This is a genomic window from uncultured Alsobacter sp. (genome assembly GCF_945952055.1).
Lineage (GTDB): Bacteria > Pseudomonadota > Alphaproteobacteria > Rhizobiales > Beijerinckiaceae > Alsobacter.
The window spans coordinates 284,574-307,075 of sequence record NZ_CAMFHB010000002.1; the positions used below are offsets into that span (position 1 = coordinate 284,574).

Consider the following 22,502-nt stretch of genomic DNA (forward strand, 5'->3'; position numbering starts at 1 on the left):
AAACGTCAGCGCGGCAGGCGGGTCAAGCGCAAGGCGGGGTTGGGCGTCTGAAGGCTGTGGTCGATGCCGATCGAAGGGCGCCGGCCTTCGTTGACTCCCGGTCGCCGCGCCGCTCAACTCCCGCCATCGTCGCCAGGGGAGAACGCCATGTCCGCCGCCGTGACCGCACGCCCCGAGGACGTGGGCCTCTCCTCCGAGCGGCTGGCCCGCATCGGCACGTGGATGCGGGGCTGGGTGGACAGCGGCCGCCTGCCGGGCCTGCTCACGATGGTCATGCGCCGCGGCGAGGTGGTGTGGCTCGACACCTGCGGCATGGCCGACATCGCCCGCGGCCGTCCCGTCGCCGAGGACACCCTCTACCGCTTCTACTCGATGACCAAGCCGCTGACCTCGACCGCGATCATGATGCTGTACGAGGAAGGACGCTTCCAGCTCGACGACCCAATCGCGCGGTTCCTTCCGGCCTTCAGGGACATGCGCGTGTTCACGACCGGCACGCCGCTGAAGTGGGACAGCGAGCCGGCGCGCCGCGGCATCACGTTCCGCGACCTCCTCACGCACACGAGCGGCCTCACCTACGGCTTCATGAACGCGACGCCGGTCGATGCGCTCTATCGCGAGCGCGGCGTGGACTTCCAGACGGCGCAGACGAGCCTCGCGGAGGTGGTGGACGCCGCCGCCGCCCTCCCGTTGCTCGCCCAGCCGGGGGAGGCCTGGAACTACAGCATCGCGACGGACGTGCTGGGACGCCTCGTCGAGGTGATCGCGGGGATCCCCTTCGAGCGATTCCTGCGCGAGCGCGTGCTGAAGCCGCTCGGCATGCACGAGACCGATTTCCACGTGCCGGACGACAAGGCCCATCGCTTCGCCGCCAACTACGTCCCGGGCGCGGACGGTACGCTGACGCTGGCCGACGATCCGCAGGACAGCCGGTTCCGCCAGCCGCCGCGCGTTCCCTCCGGCGGCGGCGGGCTCGTCTCGACGGCGGCCGACTACGCGCGCTTCTGCCGTTTCATCCTCGGCAAGGGTCAGCTCGACGGCGTGAGACTGCTGGGCCGCAAGACGGTCGAGCTGATGACCGCCAATCACCTGCGCGGCGACATGGCCGAGATGGGCCAGGCACGCTTCAGCGAGTCGCCCTACACCGGCATAGGCTTCGGCCTCGGCTTTTCCGTCATGCTGAATCCGGCCCGCGCGCAGATCCTGGGAACGCCCGGCGAGGTCGCCTGGGGCGGGGCGGCGAGCACGGCCTTCTGGATCGACCCGGCGGAGGACATGGCGGTTATCCTCCTCACCCAGCTCATGCCGTCCTCGACCTACCCGATCCGCCGCGAACTGCGGGTTCTGGCCTACCAGGCGATCGTGGACTGACGGCAGAGCTATTCTCAACTATTCCTAGCATACTGCATAAACATTCTAATAAAATTTGCGTGTATAGCATGTCCAAATTTAGATCGGATTTTCTTGCCAATCCAATATAGTTTCCTTTTCTTTTAGTTCTTATTGTATGCTTAACATAACTTTCCAAATCTATTGTTCTGGAAATCAATTCAGTCTGTTGAGATATTTTAAATCTCATTCGTCAGGTTCATGGGGCCAGACCTCACGTCCCATGATGATGAGGGGCGGCAAGAGGAGGGGCTCGCTCCAGGAGCCGGCGCCGCGGAGCCGTGGTCGGCGCGGCCGACGGATTTCGTTCTGCAAAATTTTTTTTGCGTGAGGCGGCGGTCCGCCGGGGAAGAGGAGCCTCGCGCCGGCGCGGGCACGGACTTTTCCGATGGGCCGCCTTCATTGGGGGGCGGGACAGCGACATCCGCCGGTTCCGGAAGCGCCTGACGTTCGGTTTCAACAGCGGGCTTGCGGGTGGCGGGAGACGGCGCGGAGCTGTCGCGCGCGGGTCCATCCGGTGCGGTTACGGACGTCGGACCGTGCGGCGCGGGCGTGCCGATTTCGTTCTGCGAAAAAGTTTTGCCCGGTCCTGGGGCGTCGTCCCTCGCGGTGGCGGTTCCGGTCGTCGCGGCGTCCGCCTTCCTCCACGCGGGGCGAAGCATGTCCAACACGTCCTGCCAGATTGCGTCGATCTCCGCTTCTTCCCTGAGAGCCTCGATGACGGCCTCGAGGCTTTCGATGCACAGGACCCTGCACGCGCGCTCCATCCAAGCCTGGCCGAACCGGAGCCGCTCCGCGTAGTCGCGCTGGTAGCGGCGGAAGAGCCGGATGTCGTCGTCCAGAAACGCGGAGTGGCTCGCGGCCTCGAGAGGGCGCAGAACGTCCAGAAGCTCGTGATAGCGGCTGAAGGCCGCGAGGCGAAGGCCGTTCAGGCCATCAACCCGCTGGCCCAGAAGGCCGGGCGGTGGTGCACGACGGGCACTCAAATCGCGGCCTCCTGAAGACGGCCATCGTTGTTGACCGTCACGCTAGGACGTCCTGCACGGCGATGTCGGGCTCGTCGTCTCCCGTGGCGCGACCCACGATGTCGGCGAGAACGAGGTGGATCGGGCGCAGCCTGCGCAGCGCCTTGCTGCGGGCGGTGAAGGCGCGCGCCTCGTAGCGGTCGAGGCGCACGATGTCCTCGATGGCGTTCAGAACCGCGGCGCTGTCGCGATCGATGCACCCCGCACCCTGAGCGGTGGGAGCCCCGAAAGTACGGGCGCTGGATGCGCTGCGGCCGCGACCCTTTTTCCGTGCCGAGCGCATCAGGTGCGCCAATTGCTCCATGTTGCGTTCGCCGCGCATGTCGATCGCAGCCAAACGGTCCAGTCCCTCGTGGGCGTGCCGATCGGCGGCCTTGGCGAGGTCGTCGTAGCTCTGCTGCAGGAGGGCATCGAAGGCCAGCACCGCGATGGTGGCGAGAAGGGCCTCACGCTTGGCGCGGCGCGCGAACTTGAGCTGCTCGTCGGCCGCCACGAAGGCGAGGGCCCGCGCTAGGAAATCGGTCCCCATGCTGCCCAGCGCGGCGAGGATTTCGCGCATGAGGTCGTCGGGGACCGGGTCGTTGCCGCGGCCTCCTGCGATGCCGGCCAACAGGCGGATCGCGGCATCGGCGTGGCGAGCGAGGTCCTGCGGCGTGTCCCGGCGCGCCGCGAGGCCGTGTCGAAGGGCATTGCGGCTGGAACGGGCCTTGCCGGCCTCGGTGCGGGGGCCGGTTCGGCCGGTGCGGCCCGGGCCCGACGCGGTGGACGGACGATCGGTGGATGTTGGCATGGGGTGCCGGGCCCGCCTGTCAGGTCTGGTTCGAGCGCTTGGCGTGGACGCCGTTGCCGGAATGGAGTTCGCGCACGAGGCGGTCGCGGCGCTTGCTGACGTCGCTGATCATGCGGTGGATGGCGTCGGGCGGATGGCGCTCGTGGGCGCGGGCGTCGATCACGTGGCGGGTCAAGTGGGCGCGCGACAGGTACTTGTCGACCTGCTGCCTGGACCTGGCGTCACCCGCGACATCGGCATTGGCGAGGGCGACGGCCTGGCCGAGGTCCCAGTCCCCCTTCACCAGGAGAGCCTCGAGAACCTGGCGCCGACCCTCGTTGAGGAGCTGAGCCTCAATGCGGCGATAGCGCCAGATTTCGACGGCCATCTCGCCGATGTCGCGCAGGAGCGTCCACTCATGGGGCAGCAGGGGCGTGATCTCCATGCCGTGCAAGAAGATCTCGGCGCGGTACACGGCGATCTCGGCGGGATCGGTCAGAGACCCGACGAGAACCTCCTTGTAGGGCTCGGGGCAGCTCTGAAGGAGTTCTTCGAACGTGCGGGGGCGCATGGAGCCGGGCGGGTCGTCCGGCATGCGCTGGCTCGGGACGGGCGCGGTGGCGGGTCCGGACATCGACGCGTCCGCAGACGTCGAAGAGGAGGAGGCGGCGTCGGAAGAGGGGGAGGAGGGAGAGGAGGAGGACGCGGAAGAGTGAGAGGGTCGGTCGTTCATGATGTCTTGGATCGAGAGTTGTCGTCACAGCCCATGTGTGAGGGGCAGCGCGATGCCGGGAGAGGGTCGAGCCTTGGCCCAAGTCCACTCAGTAACGTGGAAGCGCTACCGGACTGGGGCATCCGGGACGACCGGCGATGACTGCTCAGGGGTTCACGACGTCGAGCGCCGTTCTGCCCCTGGTTCCATTCTCGCCTTCCCGGCATGATCATCGTCTTCAGCGAGAGCGTGTCGTACAATAGGTTTAATATTTTTGTGATTGTCAACCCTATTATTGAGAAAAATGCGAGCGCACTAGGAGATCGACGCTAGATAGCACCGCGGCTGGCAACATTGGGATAGATCCCACCTGTCTTGTGGCTGATCTCGTGGGGTTAATGCTGTGGGCAGGATCCCACTTATCTTCGGGCGGAATCCGCCTTCCCCGATACTAGGCTGAATAGGGATTCCGCGGTGGAATCCGGCCACGTCTCTTCAGGCCCAATGAAGATGGCGGGAGGGATTGCGCCATCGTCGTAGCGGGCAAGGATGAACCGGATCTCATCGTCGGGAGTCATTGGGCCGGCTGAGCGCTCATTGCGTCGGTAGCGCCTAAAGCGCGGAATCGATGACATCGCTGAAACTCCAAGAAGTATGGCTCCGTCTAGCGCACCTCAAGTTTGCAAAATCGTGCATGGAGAGTCGACCTGAGCTCTGCTGGGACGACGTCTGCCGCAATCTCTCACCGGAGGTGTCGCGCAGTTTTGTCCGGATGCGCCGCTAGCTCTGGCGGTTACCTGACTGCCATTTTCCAACGGAGGCGGCAGGCCGCTCAGCTCTTCGAAGTACTCGTCTTCGCTCTGGCCATGGGTGATTCCGAAAAGGGCCTTTGTGTCCCAGGTTCTTGTCAGGCTTTCTTGCGAGCAGCGGTGCGGCCTGATGGCTTCATGACCGCATCCTTGGCCGCAGGAGACGGGACATCCTTGCCCTTGCGAGGCTTTGATGGAGCCATCTTTCTTTCGTTTACGACGGCGGCGGGCTCGGGCGCAGGTTTACGTCGCGGCTGCTCGGCTGCCTTCTCGCGCTCGATGCTCTGTCGCAGCGCCTGCATGAGATTTACCACATTGCTCGGCCGCGGCGCGTCAGCCGGTGCCGCCGCTGGGCGACCCGCTTCTTTCGACTTGATCAGCGCCGTGATGGCTTCCTCATACCGGTCCTCGAACTCTGCCGGATTCCATTCCCCCAGTTTCCGCTGCAGGATCAGCTCCGCCATGTCGTGCATGTCCTTCGATATCGTGAGGGATGGAATGTCTTCGAAATATGTCTCAGCGTTGCGGACCTCGTACCCATAGCGCAGGACGGTGCCGAGCAGCCCCTTCCCCCAGGGCTCGATCATGATCACGCGCTCTCGCCGCGATATCACCACTCGCCCAAGGGCGACGACATCCTTGTTTGCCATTGCGTCGCGGATCACTGCAAACGCCTCCTGAGCGACCCTGTCGTCGGGCGCTATGTAGTACGGCGCATCCATGAACCGAGGGTCGATCTGCGAGCGAGGGACAAATTTCTCGATGTCGACTGTGTGGGAGCTCTCAATCCTCACTGCCTCGAGTTCCTCGTCCGTGACAGTGATGAACTCCGTTTTGCTGACCGGGTAACCCTTCGCCTGGTCCTCTGAGCCGACCTCCTCGCCGGTTTGTGGATCAACATAGATCCGTTTGACCTTATTTCCCGTCTTCTTGTTCAATGTGTTGAATGAGACGCGGCTGGCGGTGCTGGACGCCGGGTAAAGCGCCACCGCGCACGAAACCAGCGACAGCTTCAGATATCCTTTCCAGTTTGCGCGCGGGGCCATTGACTCCAACTCCCTAGAATTCGCGACTCAACCGGAGGCTCTGCGAATCGTTCCGGCAAAGCTCGACCAGTGGGGCTGTGGAACCGGGGGAGAACTCGCGGATTCAGTGGTTGAGACCGGCTAGTCGGTGCATGTGTCAGCCATGATCTTTCAAGCGCGCATTCACATCCGAGGACGTCTAAAGGGGCTTCCCGCCCGGCGAGCGGCGACCCTCGCGGAGTGGCGAGGAGCGAAGGTCGTCAGGAGCCCATCGTCGGCGGACCTCTGCGTGGTGGCGCATTCCTGTGCTTCCACGTGGGGCGTCGGGAACTTGGCGGCCTTCGCTCTGCCCGTCTTGAGCGAGCTGTCCTTCCGTCGGGAACTTGGCCTTGAACCCCCACTTCCTGAGGAAGCACGCCCGTTCAACGCCCTGAGCCTCTCCCTTCATTCCGGCTTGCCGGTAGAGACCATTTTAAAGCTGTCCGCCTTTGATGTAATTGACGGTCCTCATGACTACCCATTTCGTGACATCTCAGTTGCGCGTGAGGTTCGGCGGTTTCTCGACACAGGCACGCCGCTTCAATCCGTTTTGCAAACGGGAGCCGACCTCCGAGCCCGGGGAGTTCGCCTGACATCCGCCCTCACGGAAACGCCCTGGGGCGCTCTGGCCGGCGTTCACGGTGACGACTACGTCGGCATAGACGGGCAGCTCGAACTCCGCCTGTGTGAACCTCGCCTGCGCTTCGAGGAGGTATTCGACGCGGCGGCCGATGCGGAGGCCGAAGGAGATCTAGACGAAGCGCAACGGCTGTATCGGATGGCCGCCGAACTCGATCACCAGAACGGGGAATGTCTGTTCAATCTCGGCAACGTTCTCAGCTCAATTGGTAGGACAGACGACGCATTAGTCGCCTTCCTAGCGGCTGCGGTCCGCGACCGAGATATCGCCGCCGATGCTTTCTACAACGCAGCGATCCTGCATCGGCGGGCGGGTTCGTCGGAGAAGGCAGAAGGACTCTATGGTGCGGCACTACGCGCCGACCCTGGCCACGCTGACGCACGACATAATTTGGCACTGCTACTCTCGGCTCAGGAGCGCTTTTCTGAGGCGATAGGGCTGTGGGACGCTCTGGCCGGTGAGGGAAAGGCCGACGCGCGGCGTCAGGCAATGTTTTGCAGGCTCCAGCTGAGAAGCAAAACGATAGGCGCGGCCTAATAATTGTTGCGTGAACACGTGCAATGAGTGCGGAATTCCCAATGCCCTCGAGCGGGACGGGATGACTCCCGACTGGCCAGTCAGGTGAGAGTCGTTCCCACCAATGCGCGACCGGGCGAGATCCCGGTATCCCCCGCGAACCGCCTCGAACTGGTGTTAACCCCCGCGCGGCGTCTCGGTTCGGGCCCTTCCGCCCGGGAGAAGTGCCGCCGAGCCATCGAACGTCCGGGGGTCCGGCGAATAGCGGAAGCTGGATATGTCAACCCGACCCGACAGCCCCCCGCATCGTGTCACCGACCGCCTAGCATTGGCCTCAAAGCGACGTCGATATCCTCGAACCGCACAAAGCGTACTCGGTCGCCCTCTTGAACAAGCACCCCAGTTTCGCCCTCCAGCTTGGTGACCACCCGGGCGTTTTCGTAGGATCGTCGTTCTCCTACCAGGCAACCGCGATCACCGGGTCTGATTTCATTCTTGGGGATTATCTCTGCCCCTGCCACCTTCACCTCCGCTGCCCGGGCTCTCGGCCAATCGGCACTGCCGGCGGAAACTTACGTTGTTGCGGTGTCGTCCGTCGTACATAGAACGATTGCCAGGCTGCGACATTTTGTCCAGCTCAGGAGCGTGCCATGTCAACACGGGAGATGACCCTTGTGCTGTTGCTGTTCGCGGCTGGATTGCTGGTTGGCGTCGTCACCATCAAAGCCGATGTGCAGGCGTGCATCCTGATCGCTTGCCAATAAGGGCCGCGGGACAACGCAGGACATTCGGCGTTGTCGCTGCGCCCCTACACTAAGCACAGACTAGCCCCGCCGAGTGTCGCTCGGAGGGGCTTTTCTCTAATAGGCAAGGCTCCGCCCCGGCCGGGTAACGGAAGGGCAACTCATCTGTGCTTCCCTGCGGTCTGGAGGGGCGCGACCTCTTCCACACCGGGCGACTTTTCGTCCGACCGGTCGCGCGCATGGCCGGGCGCCCGTCGTTTCTTAGCGGCGGGCGTCTGGCGTTTCAAAGCTGCTAAGCGTGACCGGTCACTTCCGAGCTTCGGTTATCAACACGTGAGAATTGCGGCTCTGTACCATCGGCTACGCAATTCGTGAGTGCCACTCTGCTTTTCGGTGGCGCAGAGTGGGGCACGTGGCGCCGCGCAACAATCGCTCCCTCTTTGGACGCTGCAGCTCAGCAAGCCATTCCTGTCACGGTAACGTTCTAGGCAAGCTTCGTATTGTACTAAGGCGGAGTCTGGAGTTTGCCGTCGGATGTTTCGTCTTTCCCCCGCTCGCCTGTTCGCGCTAGCCGTCGTGTTGCTGATGACCGGCTCCTGCGTCATCGCGTTCATCGCCTTAAGCCAGCGGCGCAGTGCCGTCGCAGCGACGGCGCGAAATGCCACGTCTATGATGTATCTGCTCCACAGCGCAAAGAACGCCGTTGGGCAGCATCGCATCTTGGCCATGCAACGGCTCCTCTCTGGCCCGGAGACTGATCCCGATCTCGTTCCCCTCGAACAAGCGATATCGACTCAACTGATCAATCTCGGGTCCATGCTCGCGGCGGAGATGGAGCAGGCGCACGCTCGCCAAGCCCGTGCAGCGTGGGCGAGCTATATGGGCGAGTACCAAGAGCAAAAGGAACTCGCCGACAGTGGGCAAAAGAACCTGGCCGCGCAACTCTATTCCAACTCGAGCACCGCCACAGCCGGGCAAGTCACGGCTGTCCTGTCGCGGCTTTTCGAACTTCAAAAGGCGACCGAGCCGCCTGAGTTCGATGCTAGTGGACTGCTTACATGGGACGCGGAACTCGCTGGGCTGGCGATCACTTTAGCCATCGTCCTGCTCGCCGTCGCGTACTCCTGGGAAAGGCAGCGTAGCAAGCGCACGCGTCACCTTATTAAGGTCATGCAAATGTTGGTGAGCGGCAATCTTTCACCAGACATCCCTCGGCTTCAAGGCGACCTCGCCGCATTCTCGCGCGGAGTGTCGATGCTTCGAGACCTTCTCGTGGAGCAGTCAATGCGGGCCGATACCGAGGTCGCCCGCCGCGAGGCATCAGAGCAGCAGACGTCCGCCCTGCAGTTGAGAGTGCATGACTTTGACGCCCACATCCGTCGATTAACGCTACAAGCTGAACAGGCCTCCCAAACCATGGAAGAGGCCGCGCAGACGGTCGCGAGGTATGCGGCTAAGACAGATGAGAATTCTACGACGGCCGGCAATGTGTTCCTGCAAGCGGCGGGAGAGACGATGGCGATAGAGGTAGAACTGCGAGCGCTGGCCGACAGCATGACTGAGGTCGAGCTTCGCATATCGGACGCCACCGACGCCGCGGCACGGGCTGTCGAGCTTGGAGCCGAAGCGGATGAGACGATTATAGGCTTGTCTTCGGAAGCGCAGAGGATCGGAAAGGCCGCCACGCTGATCACAAGCATCGCGGCCCAAACCAACCTGCTCGCCCTCAACGCGACCATTGAGGCAGCACGCGCGGGAGAAGCTGGCCGCGGCTTCTCGGTGGTCGCCAACGAGGTGAAGTTGCTAGCCGCGCAGTCGTCGGAAGCCGCAGCCCTTATCCAAGGCTACATTTCGTTGATCCAGACGCTCAGCATGCGCAATGTCAAGACTCACAAGTCCATGCTGATCGGCATTGCCCAGGTTGCGAGCGCCGGGCGCGATGTCAGCAACGCGGTCGACCGCCAACGCGGCATCGCCAGCAACATACGGCTGCGGATCAGCTCACTCTTGGGAGCAAGTGAGGACCTCGGCCGGCACATGGACGAAACCAAGTCGTCAGCCGCGGCCGCCAAGGAGACCACGCGAGCGGCGCTGGACCAGGCCGCCGGAGTGGCTGTCACAACGGCGATGCAGCGTAGCGCCCTCGACCGCTTCTTGGCTGATGTCGCGCTGATCCGTTGACCGGCGCTAAGGACATTCTGCCGGAGAGGGTGACGCTTCGGACTCGTTGACGCTGCGCTGCGCCAGGCTGCTGCCACACAAACCAATCAACCCCGTTTGCGAAGGCGCGCCAAAGTCGATCTAGAACAGCCTGTGGCGTTCTGGATTGTCGACCAAGTCTGTCCGGACTTCAGCATCGCAATGATAGCAGCGTGTCGGTCCTCGTCGGCCTTCCGGCCCCGGTAGGCGCCAGCTGCCTTTGCCATCTCAATGCCTTGAGCCTGGCGCCGCCGGCGGTCGTCGTAGTCCTTCCGCGCCACAGCGGCGAGCATGTCCAGCATCATTCCGTTAATCGCATCGAACATGCGAGCCTGAAAATCGTCAGGCTTCACCTCCGCCATCATCCAGCTCGTCGGCAGGTCTAGGGCGACGACACGGACGCGGCGCTTCGCCATCTCGGTCTTCAGCCGTTCCCAATCGCCGGCTGTCAGGCGCGACAAACGGTCGACCTGCTCTACGAGGAGAATGTCACCGGGCCTGCAGTCGGCCAGGAGTCGGAACAGCTCTGGCCGCTGCAGCGAGGCGCCGCTCTCGTTCTCGATATAGAAGGCAGCGACGTGCATCCCGCGATCGGCGGAGAAGCGCTCGAGGTCGGCACGCGCGCGCTGCGCATCGATGGCGGGGGCAGAACTCATTCCGAAATCAGAAATCAGGCCCGGAGACCGCGTGACACTCGCGGGCGAGCGAAACTCCTACGAAAACGCTCGCTTAGTTATGCGGCTGGACGGCGGCACCGGGGTTTTCGTACGCGAAGGGACCGGGAACGGCTGGTCCCCTTTGAGGAGATCCAGACCGTGATGCGTCCGATTTATCCCAGCCTCAGAATATAATTAGGTTTGAAGAACTTATCTGCGTAGGGTGCGTCAAAAGACTTACCATCGGAGTTCAATTCATATGAGTGCCGTCCAGCTGATCCCAAAAGCCGAAGCCAGGCCAGGCGACCGGGTGCGCGAGGTAGGGCTTGCTGTTGCCTTTGAGCGGATGCCGAAGGTCGTACGCGTCGATGCCGGTGGCTTGGTGGTCACTGACGACGCGGGGCACCCACGTCTCGTGCCATTGTCTAAAGTCGAAAAGATTGTCCGGGCTGTCTCCCCTGAACGCTTGTCGAAACCCGCGGCCCTTCCTTTGCCGGACGATGACGACAACCGTGACCCGAACGAAGAGGCCCGGATCCTCGCCAAGTTTATGAGCGCTGTTGAGGAGCTGCGGGGCGCCGGCGCTCCAGCCTCCCAGATCGCCGGAGCTGAAGCGCTCGCCCGAGCTGCTGCTCACATACTTGAGGAGAAATAACCAAAAGCCCTGCCAGAGGTGATGCTCTGACAGGGCTTTCGGGGGTGGATTCTTCGTGTACTGAACCAACCAATGAACCGCAGAAGCGTTCCAAGCCGTCCAGTTTTCCGGCCAAGTTGGTTCGCCCACCCTAACGCTCTCAGGGCAGCGGATCGCGACGGTGAGACGGACGATCCGTCATGAGCATGAATATAGCTCCGACGAACGGAGCTCCTAGAATCCAAGCCGGGATAAGCCAACCGTACATGGGCACCTCCTGTTCAGGTGCAGTAACAATGCCGCCCGGTATCGCTGGTTCGACTAGGTAGCCGGCTTTTGATCCCCCGCTGTGGGCCTTCGCCCCCGACCCTTACGAGCGTCGCCAAGCCCTTGACGGTAAGTCTGGCTCACATCATGGCGGCGGCTGTGGTAGTCGATGCGGGCCTGCGCAACTCGCAGGAGTGCAGGCCGCCAACGATGCCGGTTTGCCGTACGGCGGCCGGGCCTCGCGCGCATCGAAGCTCGGCCGCTTCGCCCTAATCGCACAATCGAGCGCTGAGATCCTGACCGGAGGTGAGGTGCCGCAATGCAGGCGTTCCTGTCATCTCCGATATATTTCCAGGTTTTGGCTATCGGTGTCGGTGTCGCTTTCGCGATTGTTGGGGCGGCCGCGAGTTTGCTCGTTCTCACACTGGCAAGGCGAGGCACGGAAAGTGATTTTCAACGTGTGTTGGTGGCCACCTGGGGAGCGATCTTCTTCAGCACTGGCGCTGTACTTTCGCTTTTTCAGATGAACCTACCCTGGCCCTGACGAAGGATGCTGCTTGAGCGGAGCGGTGACGTCCGCATTCCTACGCCATAGTGCGGGATTAGATTCTCGCTATGGTGCCACCCACCTTCAGAGCACGACGCACCGAGCCTCGCGGTGAGGGTTTGCGCTCCTGGTCAAGCCCTTGCTGCTGAAAAGAGTGGCGAGGGCTTTTTTTTTGCTGGCCTTGGGCCAGCCATTAATGCCGAAATCGGATGCTAACTGTCCTCGCCCCAGCCCTGCGGATTAGCGATGCGCGGAATGGTGTTCTTCCTTCTTGTGATTATTGCAGCGGACTTCGTCGCGTTGGACGGACCCATGCGCAAGGAGTTGCAGGCATCGCTCTCGTCCACAATCGCCACGCTGTCGAGAGAGCTCCGCATCTTCCGCTAATAGCCGGGCGCATCCGACCCACTTGAGTTGTGCGCTCCCTGTTCCCCCTCTGTAGTTTCAGGCCCCGCAAGCCGGGGTATCAGCGGACTGTCACATCAACTGTGCAAACGTGGACTCGCGCTTAAGGGAGCAGAGCCATGCAGTTCTTGGTCTCAGAGATAAGGGTCGGTCTCGACACGGAACGCTCGGGGGAAGAAGCGATGTCGCTGGTCGTCAACAGCCTGAACGACGGCGTACAGTTTGTTGCCCAGAGGGCTGGTGCCATCCAGGGTGAGCCGTGGCCTACAACGTATGGATCGATTCTCGTTCGGGACCGCTTCGGCTGCTTCACCAAATGGACTGTAAACGCGATCTGCTAGTGCAGGCCGCGCTTCGCATCGCTGCCGCGGCAGTTTGGTCCCATCCACGACGTGGTGAGCCCATTGGATGCTGACACTTGTGCGCGATAGCACCTCTTTTCGAACGAAGGGCTCGTAGCTTGTCCTCATCATCCAACGGTGGGGACGAGAATGACAGCGGTTCAGTTTGTTCCGAAGATCGAGGCTCGACCTGGTGATCGTATACGGGAAGCCGGGAGCATCGCTCCACTCGAGCACATGCCGAGGGTAGCGCGTATAGGCGAAGCCGAAGGAGTTTTCGTCTCCGACGGCTTGAGTGAGCGTTACGTGCCGCACGTTCAGATCGAAATGGTGATAAGCACCATCGACGTCTGAAGGATGGATCAGGGCGTGATCCCGGCCGCAACAGGAATCGAAATATGTTGGCTAACCGGTCAGAACCCGCCCGACAGTTCGTTAGATCCCCGTCAGGGTCACGCCGTAGCCGAGGTCGTGTCCAAAATTCACAGCCCTAAATCTGTGGTATAGGGATCCGGCCTGCTAACAACGCAGGAGTGTGAGGCCGCAAACGACGCCGGTTCTCGTGCTGGTTGGCGGCCGGGTCCGGAGGCGCATCGGGGCTCGGCCGCTACGCTGCTGCGATGCCGCGTGAACGCCGTCGGGCGGCGGAGCCACGCCTCCCTTTGTCAAACATCTTCGGAGCTTCGCCAGGAACCTCAGGCACTCTCGGCGTTGCGCGAGTCGCACTACCTCTCGTACGACCCATTGCCGAGTGTGCCTGTCCTTTGCCCTCAGGTCGACGATGCTCCCGACCCACCGCGCCCAGGCGCGGGCCCTGCACCGACGACGGCGCGGAAGGGGAACGCGCCGCCAAAGCGGGCGAGGCGGGTCCTTCACCTCGTCGACATGTCGCCTAATCCGACGCCGAGACGGACTCCCTAGGACGACGCCATGCCGCGCCCGGCTCCTCGACGGAGCCGGAGAAGACAATTCCCGCTTCCTCGAAGCGCGCCGGAGGTCGGGCAGTGTTTGCGAGCGGCTCGGCGGAATCCTGTCGACCAATTTGCGGTGCCGCGCCGTCGGTACACCCCTTTGAGGTCGACGCGGAATTCGCTTTACCCCGGCGGGTCGGAACGGCGACGAAGCGCGACGCCAGGCTCGGCCTCCGTGCCAATAAACTCTACGCCGGCCTCCTCGAAAGCGTGCTGTAGGTCGGCCAGCGTCTGCGAGCGGCTAGGGGGGATCCCGTCATGCTGTTCAAGACGCTGGACCGTAAACCGCGTGGTCCCTGCTTTGGTAGCTAGGTCCGAGGCAGACCAACCCAGTAGTCCGCGCGCCGCTCTAATTTGTGATCCTGTTATCACAAAAATAATCCTTGACGTAACATTTTGTGACATTCATGGTTATCTCACACCGGGGAGAGGTGGGAGAGGAGACTTGAACATGTCTGACACATTCGCACACTGGCGCAACGCCCTTGATGGCCGCATCCGGCCAATCCACGAGAATGATCCGCAGCCAGGGTTCTACCGCACCAAGGCGCGCGGAGGCGAGCGAGCCATGCCCGTCGCAATCTGGCGCGACGAAAGCGGCGTCCACGCCCTTCGCGACGGATTCCCCGTCGAGCCGTCGGCCGTGTGGACGTGGTGTTGCATGCACCCGGTGTCCTATGAGACCTATGTTGCTGTCGCCGAATTGGGCCAGCCTTGGCCTGAGGACATCGTGGTGCCAGGGATCGGGCACAACGGTGGACCTACTAATGTGGACGGCGTCGGCAAGGTGCTGACGGGCGCGGATTCCGTCGCCGAGCGCCATCCAGCCGACACGCTGCGCCTCAAGATCTCGGTCCTCTGGGATGTGGCTTCGGGCTGGCTGACGTCGACCGGTACTGTCTCGACGCAGGTCGATGCTGACCGGGCCGCGAACTATGCCGAGGCCTTCGCTGCGCTGGAGAGGGAGGCGGAGGAGACCCGCTCGGCGGAGAAGAAGCCCATCCTCGAGCAGGGGCGCGCCATCGACGCTCGGTGGAAGCCGGTTGTCGGTGCGGCCGAGCATGCCAAGAAGGCCATGAAGAAGGCGCTCGAGCCTTTCCTCATTGCCGAGGCAAAGCGCCTCGCCGATGCCGACGAGGGTTCGTCGGGGTTCGGCCAAGGGGCAAAGGCCGGCACCACCGGTCGGCGGGTTGCGCTGCGCCGGTCGAAGAGGGTTTCTGTCACCGACCGCAATGCCTTCGTCGCCCACTATCGCCGGGACGCTCGCCTCTACAACGATGAGGCGGTCCAGAAGGTGATGCTGCGCCTTGCAGAGGTCGATTTCGCTGCCGGCAAGCGCGTTCCTGGCGCGGCTCTGGTCGAGGCACAGGTCGCAGCCTGAGCCAGAGGCGCCGCTGGCGTCCGACTCACTCCCGAACTCCAACGCCATCACGATCGAGGGGCGGCCGCTGGCCGGCCCACGGGGAAGGTCTGCCCGACCCAATGTGACCGGCATCCCGCAACATCAACCAGAGGACCTCCGACGCGGAGGACGACGTTCATGAGCGCCAACTCCAGCTTGCCCTTCCTTGAATTACCTGAGTCGCGCCGCCTGTTTCCTGCGGACGGCAGCGGCCGGTCCGACAAGGCGGATTCCGCATCGGAGCCACCGCCGCTTGCAGCGTCACAGCCGTCGCCCAGTCCGCGGCGCCGGGCGCTCCCACGGACTGTTCTCCGGCCTCGCCCCCTCGTGCCCACCTCGCTCGACGAGGCTCTCCAGCTCGGGCGTGCCGTCGTAGCGGCACGGCTGGCACCGCGCGGGATGGAGACGCCGGAGGCCTGCATGATCGCAATTCTGCACGGCCTGGAAGTTGGGCTCTCTCCGATGCAGGCGCTGCAGCGCATCGCCGTCGTCAATGGCCGTCCCACGATCTGGGGAGACGGCGCGCTTGCACTGGTGCAGGCGAGCGGGCTCGCGACCTTTGTCAGCGAAGTCGTCGTGGGAGACACGCCGGAGCTGTGGGTTGCGTCCTGCACCGTGCTTCGCCGCGGCGAGAGGCAGGTCGTCACCCGAACCTTCTCGGTCGAGGATGCGAAAAGGGCCAGGCTGTGGGGCAAGGCAGGTCCCTGGAGCGAGTACCCGCAGCGGATGCTCCAGATGCGGGCAAGGGCCTTTGCGTTGCGAGACGTCTTCGCTGACGTATTGGGCGGTCTCTATCTCCAGGAGGAACTCGCCGATTGCGAGGAGACGCCGACTTGGCAGCCGATGGTGGCGCTCGGCCCGGAATCCGTTGCAAAGGCCGATCATGGCGCGGAGGTGGTCCAAACGGGTCCAAGCCAAGAGCCTCAGCACGCGCATCCTGCGGCGAGGCCTCAAGCCTCCGGGGCTCCAACATCACCCTCTGAGCGCAGGGTGCGCGGGACGGCGCCGCCCCCACCCTGGATCACGGCCGCAGGCGACGCATCGGCGGGGAATTGCTCAGCCGAAGAGGTTTCTCCGATGCAGGCTCTGACCAGTGAGGGCACCGCCGCCGAGCCGCCGTCGGAGCGCGCTCACGAGAGCGCGTTGCCTGCGCCACGGCCCAGGTCGATGGATCTGCGGGTCCGCCGTCCTTCGGCGACAGCTTCGCGGCGTCGCTTCAACGAGTACTGGGAGGTGCGGAGGCCGCGGGCACTGGGTGAAGGCAAGGCGCGGTCAAGCGCGGCGAAACGCAAGCCCGACTTGGCGGCACGGGCACCGAACAACGGCTTGCCCGGTCAGCCCGAGGGTGCTGGCGATGAAAATCCTCCAACCCCGTACCATGTGCCCGGGCAGGACGACCTCACCCTACTCGACGACGCTCTGTGCTGTGCCTTTGACCCCGCCACACTCGACGAGATTGTCGTGGAGTTCGCCGCTCGCATTTCCAGACTATCCAGCGAGGACGGCCGCAAGGCAGAGGCGATCATACGCCGGCATTCGGCGCGCCTGGAGCCGCTGGCGTCAGGAGCGGACATGCGGGAGCGAGGGCATGAATGAGGCTACTCGCCGGCGCAAGCTTTCTACGCGAGAGCGGCTCGACCTGTTTCTTGAAGCCAAGGGGCATTGCCAGGGGTGCGGTTGGCAACTGCGACCTGGCACCCGATGGGAGGTCGATCACATCATCCCGCTCGGGCTCGGCGGGCGCGACGAGGCTTGCAACCTTCAGGTCCTGTGCGAGCCTTGCCATTCCGGGAAGACGCGGACGCGGGATGTGCCGGCCATGGCCAAGTCGGCTCGTGCGAAAGCTCGTCACTTGGGAGCGGTCAGGTCGCGAAGGCCGATGCCGTGTGGGCGAGGCAGCGGGTGGAAGAGAACTTTTGATGGGAAGATCCTGAGAAGATCATAGTATAGCTCTTCCGCACAGTGCACATGGCAGATACGGTGATTGTGTGGGAAACCTGTGAGGATCTCGGCACGATTTCCACTTCAACGTGTTGGACGACAAGGCCCATCGCTTCGCCGCCAACTACGTCCCGGGCGCGGACGGCACGCTGACGCTGGCCGACGATCCGCAGGACAGCCGATTACGCCTGCCGCCGCGCGTTCCCTCCGGCGGCGGGCTCGTCTCGACGGCGGCGGACTACGCGCGCCTTTGCCGGTTCATCCTCTGCAAGGGTCACCTCGACGGCGTTAGACTGCTGGGCCGCAAGACGGTCGAGTTGATGACCGCCGATCACCTCACGCTTCAGCGAGTCGCCCTGCATCGACATCGGCTTCGGCCTCGGCTTTTTGGGTGATGCTGGATCCGGCCCGCGCGCAGATCCTGGGGACGCCCGGCGAGGTCGCCTGGGGCGGGGCGGCGAGCACGGCCTTCTAGATCGACCCGGCGGAGAACATCGCGGTCATCCTCCTCACCCAGCTCATGCCATCCTCGACCTACTCGATCCGCCGCGAACTGCGGGTTCTGGCCTACCAGGCGATCGTTGACTGAGGCTTCCCTCGCCGCACAGAGCGCTCGCCGCGGAGCCCCGGGCGGATCGATCACGGTTTCGTGATGGAACCCTTTTTATAGCGCGGCGCGGCAGTGCACGCGACGGCGGCACCGTCGGATCAAGAGCTTGGCGGTGAACGGAAGACCAGGGACTGGTTCAGTTGCCCCCCACCCTCGCCGCGCGTTGGGCGGTCTGGGGCTCCTCCGACCTTGAAATTTACCGGGCTTGCCTGTTGATGCTCGTCGCCCCGCGTGCGTGATCAAGGTCATGATGTCCGTCGAAGCGAGCCCAGACAGCCCGGTCGAACGCCTTCTCGGCGCCCTCGGTGACGGTTGCAGTCACGAGGCCGACGATCTGTTCGCGACCGTCGGGCGCGACTGGGATCGCGCGGAGTTCCGGCGCCAGATCGGGCGGCTCGTGTCGCTGGGCGTCTGCAGCCGCGTCAGGAACGGCCACTATCTCCTGTCCGAGCCGGATGCGGAGAAGGCCGGAGCCCTGACCGGCGCCGAGGAAAAGCTCGCCCGGACCGTCATCGACGAGCTCATCGTTCCCCACAGCCTGTCGGAGCTCGCCGCCAGGCTGCCGCGCGTCACGCCGACGACGCTGCAGCGGCTGCTGTTCAAGATGCTGCATCACGGCTGGGTGCGCTGGTTCGTGCCGGCAGGCGCACGCGTCCACTCGTACCAGTCGCTGGCCGATGGAATCGCGCAGCTCAATCCCCCGGTCTTCGAGTTGGTGCAGGACGACGAGCGGGCACGCCTGGTCGTGATGGTGCTGTCGGCCGTCGGCGACGCATCGGTGCGGGAGATCAACGAGGCCGCCGCGGCGAAAGGACTGGACCCGGACGGACTGGACCTCGGCCGCCGCTGCCGATTCTTCGCGCAGACCGGGCTCCTGACACCTGTGACGGCGCTGACGCCGGGCAAGCAGCCCCGTTTCGCGCTGGGCGCGAAGGGCCGGATCCTCGCGGACCTCATGCGTGCCGACTCTCTGCAGCCCATGTCGGGCCGCGCGCGGCGAAAAATGCCGCCGCAAGGGCTGTGAAGGGTTAACCCCCGGTCAACAACCGGTGGTTGCCAAGCCCCAGGCGCCGCAAAATATTGCAACCGGGCAACAGTCCCTCTCAATCGCACGTTGTTCGACGTTGATAAACCTCATCATAGTTGCGTGATGAACGTCACCATCTATGGTTGCGGCGTGTCAGGGAGCTCCCTGGCGCAACCTCTGGTTCGGCCACTCGGTCGGGCCGGTGGGCAGGGGTCAGGGACTCTTCGCTGAGAGGGCCTTCGGGGGCCAGTTCGGATGAAGACCAAGCCCGCTCCCGATGGGTCTCGAAAACGTCTTTTGGAGGTTACCAATGAAGCTCATGAAGAGCCTTCTCCTCGGTTCGGTCGCTGGCTTCGCCGCGGTCGCCGGGGCTCAGGCCGCCGACCTTCCCTCGAAGAAGGCCGCTCCGGTCGAGTACGTGCGCGTCTGCTCGCAGTTCGGCGCTGGCTTCTTCTACGTCCCCGGCTCCGACACCTGCTTGAAGGTGTATGGCCGCGTTCGTGCCGACTACATCTACAACGAGCCGCTGACCCGCGGTTCGAACACGACGACGACCCGTGCTCGTGGCTACTTCCGCCTCGACAGCTACACCCCGACCGATTGGGGTCCGCTGCGCGCCACCACCGGCATCTACATCACGCGTGACTCGGGCCGTGGCTTCAACGCCAACGGCGTGAACCTCGCCAACGTCTCCAACGGTAACGGCTCGACGAACGCCGACGTGGCCCTCGACTGGGCTTACATCCAGTTCGCCGGCATCACCGCTGGTCGTATCCCGGTGTCGTTCTTCGAGTTCGCTCCGTTCGGCGGCGTGACCTACCTCGGCGGCGGCTCCAACGGCCGCGGCTCGGACTACGGCGCGACCAACGTCCTCGCCTACACCGCCACGTTCGGCGGCGGCTTCTCGGCCACGCTGGCCATTGAAGATGGTACCGAGCGTCGTGGCGCTGCGGTTGTGGCCGGTGGCGCTGGGTTCATCGTGAACGGCGCCAACCTCGGCGCTGTGCCCTACGCTGGTCATGCGATGCCCGACATCGTCGGTCGCCTCGACTACACCGGCACCTGGGGCACCGCGATGCTGTCGGGTGCGGTTCACCAGGTCCGCGCCGGCAACGGCGTGCTCTTCGGAGCGGCGAACGCGATCGCTGACACCGTGTATGGCTATGCCATCCAGGGCGGTGTGAAGGTCAACCTGCCGATGCTTGCCCCGGGCGATGCCCTGTTCCTGCAGGCTGCCTACGCGAACGGCGCTAACAGCTACACCGGCTGGTCGTCGCTTGGCCTCGGGTTCCAGAACACGCCGGTGAACGGTATCGTGACGCCGGACGTCGTGTACGACGCTCTCGGCAATGACCACACTACGAAGACTTGGTCGATCGTGGGCGGTCTGCTGCACTACTGGACCCCCACGATCCGTCAGGGCGTCGCTCTTGCCTACGGCAAGCATGACGCTTGGGGCTCCTGGCAGGACATGTCGGCCTTCACCGCCGCTACCAACGTGATCTGGTCGCCGGTTAAGGGCTTCGACATTGGCGCCGAGGTTGGCTATCAGCGCCTCACCGACACCCCGAACGTCGTGTACAACGCGGCGAACGTGGCTGCCGGCTCGCTGTTCGGCCTCAAGAAGGATGCCTGGTTCGGCCGTCTGCGCTTCCAGCGCGACTTCTGATCCAGACCTTCGGGTACGGAACAAGGAACCCCGGTGCGCAAGCACCGGGGTTTCTTCTTTTTGGGCCTTGTCTCATGCGGAGGAGGCGATGCATCGACCAGCAGACAGGCGTTCCGCGTCGGGCCCACCCGGAGCGGAAGACGACCATGAATGACGACGGTGGAGAGTTGCTGCGCGGAGAGCGCTAGCGGCTGCCGAGGAAAATTCCGTTGGCGGCGTAGGCCGGCCCCGCGGTGGCGGCGATGCCGAACTGGCCCGCCATCTCGGCCGGCGGTGTCCCCGGACCATAGAAGGAGCCCCGCAGGCTGCCCGCCGCGTTGGTTCCCGTGATCGAGCCCGAGAAATTGACCGACCCGGCTGCGAGCGCGCTGGCGAAGTTGTAGCTGCGCCCGCCCAGATTGGCGATGGAGCCCGTCCCCGTGCCCGTGGCGAAGTTCACCGTGTGGCTGAGGTTCCCGCCCGCCACGTAAACCGCGCCGGCATTGTTGACGCTCGCCATGGCGTGGCCCGAATAGGTTGCGGTGCCCACGGTGGGGATCTGCCCGACGCTCGCCAGCTGGCCTGCGACCCAGGGATTGAGGCTGCCGTAGTCGGTGTCCGTCCCCCGCGTCCCGTCGACCGACCAGAAGCCCCACTGGGTGTAGCGGCAGGAGCACTGGGTGACGCCCGGGAAGTACTGGGCATCGGCGTTGGGATTGCCGGCCCGCACGGCGGACCAGGGGAACAGGAGCTGGCTGTTTCCGCCGCTCGTGGTCGCGACCGTCCCGTTGCGCAGCGTCACCGTGGCGCTGACGCCGCCGGCGCTGCGCAGCGCGAAGGTCTGGTCGTCGATGAAGGCCGATCGCTGGTTGCCGGCCGTGCCGGCGTCCGATCCGAGCCGGTAGACGGCGCTCGCCAGCCTTGAGGTCGGATCGAGGCTGCGAATCTGCAGCGTGGCGCGGGCCGTCGACGATTCGGGTCGGTGACGAGCACGAGATCGTCCGGCGTGCCCGTCAGGCCAGCGAACTGGAAGTCCTGGCGGGTCGCGGCCAGGAGAGGAAGCAGGCCGTTGGCGTCCGGTGTCGCCCCCAGTTGCGTCGAGGTCAGCGACCCCGCCACGTAGCCGCGCAGGGTCAACGCCGTGCGGTCTCCTCCCAGCCCGGCCGGCGCCGTGGCCGGCCCAGTGGTCTGCGACACGGCGTAGTTGGGGGTCGGATTGTCGGCGATGTACCCGAACTGCGTCGCCGGAGCGGGGCTCGCCAACCCGCCGGCGCTGCCGCTCGAATCGAAGGTCGCGGCGACCGGCAGCCCGTCGGCGTCGGCGATCACGCTGGCGTCGGCGCCGGCGAGGCTTCCGGTGGCGAACGACGGCCCATCCACCGCCGAGGCGCGGCCCGACGCGAAGAAGCCACCGACGAACTCCAGGTCGTTGCCCGTGCCCGCCTGGGCCGGCAGGAAGCTCCCGGTCGCGACCAGCACGGTGGAGGACTGCGTGGCCCCCGCCCCCGTCAGCGAGAACCCGATCTGCAGGGTCCGCGTGATCCCCGGCGTGACGATGAACCCGTCCGCTGAAACGGTCCCGAGCGCCCGGTAGCTGAGGAGCGGCGTGACCGTCGCGTTCAGGCTGTTCGTCTCGCTGACCAGCGTGTCGGTGAGGAAGGGCACGCCGGACCCTGACGAGGCCACGCCGGCGAGGCCGAAACCGCGCGCCGGAACGAGGCGCGCCGCGTCGAAGGACGCGCTTACCAGCGTGGTCACGTCGACGGCCCGGGCCTGGACGATCGCGGACTGGGCCTGAACGAATTGCACGGCCGCGAGCACGTCATTGGCCGCGGCGGTCAGTTGAAGGACGGCTGGCCGTGCCTGGATGAGGTTCCCGGCCGCCTGCAACGCCGTAAGCGCTGCCTGGGCCTGGTTCAGCGCGGTCACGGCTTGGCGGTCCCGGACTAAGTTCCCAGCCGCCCTCCACCCCGGTAAGCCATCCCTGGCCTTGGTCAACCGCGTTACGGGCTGGGCCAGGCTGGCATTGGCGGCGTTGAGCGCCGCCTGCGCGGCTGCCGCCGCCGCCAGGGCTGCCGTGCGGGAGGCGGTGGCGTTGGGATCGAGGCTCGCACCGGCGGCGGCGGCGTTGGCGGCCGCAGCGACGGCGGCGGCGGTCGCCTGGGCCTGCTGCGCGGCGGCCAGGGC

At 64.5% G+C, this 22,502-nt stretch carries 17 protein-coding genes and 1 pseudogene; 10 read left to right on the top strand and 8 right to left on the bottom strand.

Annotated elements, in window-relative coordinates:
• The first annotated feature begins 147 nt into the window (after positions 1 to 147).
• Positions 148 to 1,371 (top strand): serine hydrolase, encoded by a 1,224-nt coding sequence (locus Q0Q47_RS02735; RefSeq protein ID WP_293854016.1) that lies wholly within the window; start codon positions 148 to 150, stop codon positions 1,369 to 1,371.
• A 197-nt stretch (positions 1,372 to 1,568) separates the two neighbouring features.
• Here Q0Q47_RS02735 and Q0Q47_RS02740 read toward each other — a convergent pair whose 3' ends face one another.
• The 4 genes from Q0Q47_RS02740 to Q0Q47_RS02755 form a co-directional block, all read right to left on the bottom strand.
• Entirely contained in the window at positions 1,569 to 2,375 is an 807-nt protein-coding gene (locus tag Q0Q47_RS02740) for a hypothetical protein (protein ID WP_293854019.1), read from the bottom strand.
• Positions 2,376 to 2,412: 37 nt separating this feature from the next.
• A complete protein-coding gene (locus tag Q0Q47_RS02745) occupies positions 2,413 to 3,204 on the bottom strand; it encodes a hypothetical protein (protein ID WP_293854022.1) in 792 nt (263 codons plus the stop codon).
• A 19-nt stretch (positions 3,205 to 3,223) separates the two neighbouring features.
• Positions 3,224 to 3,817 (bottom strand): hypothetical protein, encoded by a 594-nt coding sequence (locus Q0Q47_RS02750; RefSeq protein ID WP_293854024.1) that lies wholly within the window; start codon positions 3,815 to 3,817, stop codon positions 3,224 to 3,226.
• Positions 3,818 to 4,802: 985 nt separating this feature from the next.
• Positions 4,803 to 5,750: a Ku protein gene (locus Q0Q47_RS02755; RefSeq protein ID WP_293854027.1), complete on the bottom strand. Its 948-nt coding sequence runs from the start codon at positions 5,748 to 5,750 to the stop codon at positions 4,803 to 4,805.
• A gap of 310 nt (positions 5,751 to 6,060) precedes the next feature.
• Here Q0Q47_RS02755 and Q0Q47_RS02760 point away from each other — a divergent pair, with 310 nt between their 5' ends.
• Together Q0Q47_RS02760 and Q0Q47_RS02765 are read left to right on the top strand one after the other, a co-directional pair.
• Positions 6,061 to 6,945, top strand: a complete 885-nt coding sequence (locus Q0Q47_RS02760) for a tetratricopeptide repeat protein (RefSeq protein ID WP_293854030.1) — start codon at positions 6,061 to 6,063, stop codon at positions 6,943 to 6,945.
• 1,256 nt (positions 6,946 to 8,201) lie between these two features.
• Complete coding sequence (locus tag Q0Q47_RS02765; protein WP_293854034.1) at positions 8,202 to 9,848, top strand: methyl-accepting chemotaxis protein; 1,647 nt, start codon at positions 8,202 to 8,204, stop codon at positions 9,846 to 9,848.
• 86 nt (positions 9,849 to 9,934) lie between these two features.
• Here Q0Q47_RS02765 and Q0Q47_RS02770 read toward each other — a convergent pair whose 3' ends face one another.
• Positions 9,935 to 10,522: a recombinase family protein gene (locus Q0Q47_RS02770; protein WP_293854037.1), complete on the bottom strand. Its 588-nt coding sequence runs from the start codon at positions 10,520 to 10,522 to the stop codon at positions 9,935 to 9,937.
• Between the two features lie 250 nt (positions 10,523 to 10,772).
• Positions 10,773 to 11,306: a hypothetical protein gene (locus Q0Q47_RS02775; protein ID WP_293854039.1), complete on the bottom strand. Its 534-nt coding sequence runs from the start codon at positions 11,304 to 11,306 to the stop codon at positions 10,773 to 10,775.
• Positions 11,307 to 12,494: 1,188 nt separating this feature from the next.
• Between Q0Q47_RS02775 and Q0Q47_RS02780 the strand changes: the two genes are divergently transcribed.
• The 7 genes and pseudogenes from Q0Q47_RS02780 (at position 12,495) to Q0Q47_RS02805 (ending at position 20,336) form a co-directional block, all read left to right on the top strand.
• A complete protein-coding gene (locus tag Q0Q47_RS02780; RefSeq protein ID WP_293854042.1) occupies positions 12,495 to 12,716 on the top strand; it encodes a hypothetical protein in 222 nt (73 codons plus the stop codon).
• 1,422 nt (positions 12,717 to 14,138) lie between these two features.
• Positions 14,139 to 15,068 (top strand): hypothetical protein, encoded by a 930-nt coding sequence (locus Q0Q47_RS02785; RefSeq protein WP_293854045.1) that lies wholly within the window; start codon positions 14,139 to 14,141, stop codon positions 15,066 to 15,068.
• 441 nt (positions 15,069 to 15,509) lie between these two features.
• Complete coding sequence (locus Q0Q47_RS02790; RefSeq protein WP_293854047.1) at positions 15,510 to 16,685, top strand: hypothetical protein; 1,176 nt, start codon at positions 15,510 to 15,512, stop codon at positions 16,683 to 16,685.
• Positions 16,678 to 17,034: an HNH endonuclease gene (locus tag Q0Q47_RS31120; RefSeq protein ID WP_367278201.1), complete on the top strand. Its 357-nt coding sequence runs from the start codon at positions 16,678 to 16,680 to the stop codon at positions 17,032 to 17,034. The genes Q0Q47_RS02790 and Q0Q47_RS31120 overlap by 8 nt, the downstream gene beginning before the upstream one ends.
• A gap of 79 nt (positions 17,035 to 17,113) precedes the next feature.
• A pseudogene (locus tag Q0Q47_RS02795) lies at positions 17,114 to 17,619 on the top strand (serine hydrolase); the annotation flags it as partial.
• A gap of 268 nt (positions 17,620 to 17,887) precedes the next feature.
• Entirely contained in the window at positions 17,888 to 18,664 is a 777-nt protein-coding gene (locus Q0Q47_RS02800; protein WP_293854050.1) for a hypothetical protein, read from the top strand.
• A gap of 313 nt (positions 18,665 to 18,977) precedes the next feature.
• A complete protein-coding gene (locus Q0Q47_RS02805) occupies positions 18,978 to 20,336 on the top strand; it encodes a porin (protein ID WP_293854053.1) in 1,359 nt (452 codons plus the stop codon).
• Between the two features lie 184 nt (positions 20,337 to 20,520).
• On the opposite strand, the gene Q0Q47_RS02810 is transcribed toward Q0Q47_RS02805, so the two are convergent.
• Positions 20,521 to 21,117 carry a factor H binding protein domain-containing protein gene (locus tag Q0Q47_RS02810; RefSeq protein WP_293854056.1) on the bottom strand — a complete coding sequence of 199 codons (597 nt, stop codon included), beginning with the start codon at positions 21,115 to 21,117 and terminating at the stop codon, positions 20,521 to 20,523.
• Positions 21,114 to 22,502, bottom strand: a 1,389-nt coding sequence (locus Q0Q47_RS02815; protein WP_293854058.1) for a hypothetical protein, incomplete at its 5' end; no start/stop codon positions are given. The genes Q0Q47_RS02815 and Q0Q47_RS02810, both read right to left, overlap by 4 nt.

What these genes read in the sequence shown, in the direction of transcription:
- Q0Q47_RS02735 (WP_293854016.1), top strand. Translation starts at nt 148, where the DNA reads ATGTCCGCCGCCGTGACCGCACGCCCCGAGGACGTGGGCCTCTCCTCC.
- Q0Q47_RS02745 (WP_293854022.1), bottom strand. Translation starts at nt 3,204, where the DNA reads ATGCCAACATCCACCGATCGTCCGTCCACCGCGTCGGGCCCGGGCCGC.
- Q0Q47_RS02750 (WP_293854024.1), bottom strand. Translation starts at nt 3,817, where the DNA reads ATGTCCGGACCCGCCACCGCGCCCGTCCCGAGCCAGCGCATGCCGGAC.
- Q0Q47_RS02755 (WP_293854027.1), bottom strand. Translation starts at nt 5,750, where the DNA reads ATGGCCCCGCGCGCAAACTGGAAAGGATATCTGAAGCTGTCGCTGGTT.
- Q0Q47_RS02765 (WP_293854034.1), top strand. Translation starts at nt 8,202, where the DNA reads ATGTTTCGTCTTTCCCCCGCTCGCCTGTTCGCGCTAGCCGTCGTGTTG.
- Q0Q47_RS02770 (WP_293854037.1), bottom strand. Translation starts at nt 10,522, where the DNA reads ATGAGTTCTGCCCCCGCCATCGATGCGCAGCGCGCGCGTGCCGACCTC.
- Q0Q47_RS02780 (WP_293854042.1), top strand. Translation starts at nt 12,495, where the DNA reads ATGCAGTTCTTGGTCTCAGAGATAAGGGTCGGTCTCGACACGGAACGC.
- Q0Q47_RS02785 (WP_293854045.1), top strand. Translation starts at nt 14,139, where the DNA reads ATGTCTGACACATTCGCACACTGGCGCAACGCCCTTGATGGCCGCATC.
- Q0Q47_RS02790 (WP_293854047.1), top strand. Translation starts at nt 15,510, where the DNA reads ATGATCGCAATTCTGCACGGCCTGGAAGTTGGGCTCTCTCCGATGCAG.
- Q0Q47_RS31120 (WP_367278201.1), top strand. Translation starts at nt 16,678, where the DNA reads ATGAATGAGGCTACTCGCCGGCGCAAGCTTTCTACGCGAGAGCGGCTC.
- Q0Q47_RS02800 (WP_293854050.1), top strand. Translation starts at nt 17,888, where the DNA reads ATGATGTCCGTCGAAGCGAGCCCAGACAGCCCGGTCGAACGCCTTCTC.
- Q0Q47_RS02805 (WP_293854053.1), top strand. Translation starts at nt 18,978, where the DNA reads ATGAAGCTCATGAAGAGCCTTCTCCTCGGTTCGGTCGCTGGCTTCGCC.